The sequence below is a fragment of the Pseudomonas sp. K5002 genome, from assembly GCF_013386655.1.
Classification (GTDB): Bacteria; Pseudomonadota; Gammaproteobacteria; order Pseudomonadales; family Pseudomonadaceae; genus Aquipseudomonas.
The window spans coordinates 1-2,619 of record NZ_JACARK010000247.1; the positions used below are offsets into that span (position 1 = coordinate 1).

A 2,619-nucleotide genomic window follows, 5' to 3' on the forward strand; every position below is an offset into this window, starting at 1 on the left:
CGCCAGCAAGGCTTCCACCAGATCGTTCTGTACCGTGCGCACCGAGACCCCGAGGCGCTGGGCGATTTGCGCCTGGTCCAGGCCTTCGAGGTAACGCAGGATGAAGGTGTCGCGTATCCGCTTGTTCATGCGCGCCAAGGCCCGATCAATCGCTTCAAGCATTTGCGCGGCTTGCAGGATCTGCTCCGGCGAAGGCGCCTGTTCAAGGTACGCGGCGCAGCGTTCGAGCTCTTCGCGGTAGGCCTGTTCCAGGCGTCGGCGGCGGCCATTGTCCATCAGCAACCGGCGCGCGATGGTGGCCAGATAAGCCCGTGGCTCACCCGGCGCCACGTAAGTACCCGATGCCAGCAAGCGTACGAAAGTGTCTTGCGCCACGTCGGCCGCCTGATGGGAGCAATGCACGCGACGCCGCAACCAGGTCAACAACCAGCCGTGGTAGCCGCGGTACAGCGCATCGAGCGTAGGAGCGTCGGTGGGCGAAGACAGCTTCATGAGAGAGAGTCGTAAGTGAGAATTAATCCCATTCTAGTGGTTTAAAACTTCGGGCTGCAATAGACGGTCGCTTGCCGGATTGATCAGTGCCGTTAACACATGGTCCGCCCAGACCCCGTTGATCCTCAGATACGCCCGCGCCTCGCCCTCTTTTTCAAACCCCAGCCGTGCCAGCAGGCGCGCACTGCGCTCATTCTCTGGGCGGTAGTTGGCCATGATTCGGTGCAGCTGCATGGCGTCGAACACATGGGCAATCGCCGCCGTCAGCGCTTCGTGCATCAAGCCTTGGCCTTGGGCGGATTCAGCCAGCGCATAACCCAAGTGGCAGGCCTGAAACGCACCGCGCACGATGTTGCTGAAGTTGCAGGCGCCGATGATTTGGTCCTGGCTGAATATCAGCAGGTGCAACGCTTCGCCGCTGGCGGTTTTGTCGGCCATGGCGTGGAGGCGTTCGGTGATGGCGTCCGGTTCAAAAAAGGCGTCGTCACGCGAAGGCTCCCAAGGCTGCAGAAAGGCGCGATTTTGCAGCAGGTACATTTGCAGGGCGCGAGCGTGGGAAGGGTGGGCGCCCAGCAGTAAGAGGCGCTCAGTGCTGATGCCGGTAGCGGGGAATGTCATGCGTCACCTTCTTGTGGTTTGCCAGCCGGGCTATCCTGCCGCTTCAGTCGTACAGAATCCAGCCAGGCTGGCATTCACATAATTCTTACCCGGGCACGGCTATGATGCTCGTTCTTATGCAATAAGCCTGACAGGGCAACCCATTATGAATGTGAGCGTTCTCTACGCGTTGGCTGCTGCGGCGTTGTTCGGCGCCAGCACTCCGCTTGCCAAGCTCTTGGGGCTGGATACGCCGCCCATCCTGTTGGCAGGGCTGCTCTATCTGGGCAGCGGCCTGGGCCTGGCCATCGTTCGGTTTGCTCGCGACCACGGCTGGAAACGGCCCGGCCTTGCAGCCGGAGAGTGGCCCTGGTTGATGGGCGCCATCGTCTTTGGGGGCGTGCTTGCGCCAGTGGCGCTCATGTATGGCCTCACCCGTACCGCGGGCGCCACCGCATCGCTGATGCTCAATCTTGAGTCGGTGCTCACGGCCGTGCTGGCGTGGGTCGTGTTCAAAGAGAACGCAGATCGCCGCATCGTGATCGGCATGATCGCTATTGTTCTGGGCGGGATCGTTTTGTCATGGCCGCAGGGGACGGCGACGGCTCATGATTGGACGGGGCCGCTGGCCGTGGCTTTCGCCTGTTTTTGTTGGGCCATCGACAATAACCTGACCCGTAAGGTCTCTGCCTCGGATGCGCTGTTTATCGCCGGCAGCAAAGGCTTGGCGGCGGGTGTGGTCAATTGCTGTTTGGCGTTGGCCATCGGGTCGCAACTGCCAGCGGTGGCCACGCTCGGGTCAACCATGGTGGTTGGGCTGCTTGGGTATGGCGTGAGTCTGGTGCTGTTTGTGCTCGCTCTGCGCGGGCTTGGCAGCGCGCGCACCGGCGCCTATTTTTCCACGGCTCCCTTTCTGGGTGCGGTCATCTCGATCCTGATCCTGGGCGAGTCGGTTTCGCTGATGTTCTTGCTCGCTGCCGCCTTGATGGCCATCGGGGTGTGGATTCATCTGATGGAACATCATGCGCACGAGCATCAGCACGATCCCCTCACACACGGTCATCGCCATACACACGATGAGCACCACCAGCATGTGCATAACTTTGCGTGGGACGGTACCGAGCCACATAGTCATGCCCATGAGCACGCACCGATTCAGCATAGTCATGCGCATTTTCCCGATGTGCACCATCGGCATAAACACTGACGTCTGTGGGGCAATAGGGCGGTTTACTTTTCTTCAGGCATAAAAAAACGGCCTACCTTTCGGTAAGCCGTTTTTAGTACTTGGTGGCTACACAGGGACTTGAACCCCGGACCCCAGCATTATGAATGCTATGCTCTAACCAACTGAGCTATGTAGCCAAGTGGCGCGCATTATTCGCGGAGAACGGGAATGCGTCAAGCGCTTTTTTTGAAAATTTATCTACGCTATCAACTGTTTAACGGGAAACACCGGGTTTGGTGACGAGCGGTTGGGGTTTGCGCAGGTCCCAAGGCAGCGAAGATCAAAAGGTGGGAGCGGGGGGG

3 protein-coding genes and 1 tRNA gene are annotated in these 2,619 nt (G+C 59.7%); 1 reads left to right on the forward strand and 3 read right to left on the reverse strand.

Going from position 1 to position 2,619, the window contains the following annotated elements; genetic code table 11:
• Both HX846_RS13070 and rimJ read right to left on the reverse strand, forming a co-directional pair.
• The coding region (locus HX846_RS13070) for a sigma-70 family RNA polymerase sigma factor (RefSeq protein WP_178965521.1) at window positions 1–492 on the reverse strand (492 nt) is incomplete at its 3' end.
• Between the two features lie 33 nt (window positions 493–525).
• Entirely contained in the window at window positions 526–1,110 is a 585-nt protein-coding gene (rimJ, locus tag HX846_RS13075) for a ribosomal protein S5-alanine N-acetyltransferase (protein WP_178903642.1), read from the reverse strand.
• Between the two features lie 145 nt (window positions 1,111–1,255).
• Here rimJ and HX846_RS13080 point away from each other — a divergent pair, with 145 nt between their 5' ends.
• Window positions 1,256–2,296 carry a DMT family transporter gene (locus HX846_RS13080; RefSeq protein WP_178965522.1) on the forward strand — a complete coding sequence of 347 codons (1,041 nt, stop codon included), beginning with the start codon at window positions 1,256–1,258 and terminating at the stop codon, window positions 2,294–2,296.
• A gap of 81 nt (window positions 2,297–2,377) precedes the next feature.
• Here the strand turns inward: HX846_RS13080 and HX846_RS13085 are convergent.
• A tRNA-Met gene (locus tag HX846_RS13085) sits at window positions 2,378–2,454 on the reverse strand.
• Window positions 2,455–2,619 lie beyond the last annotated feature (165 nt).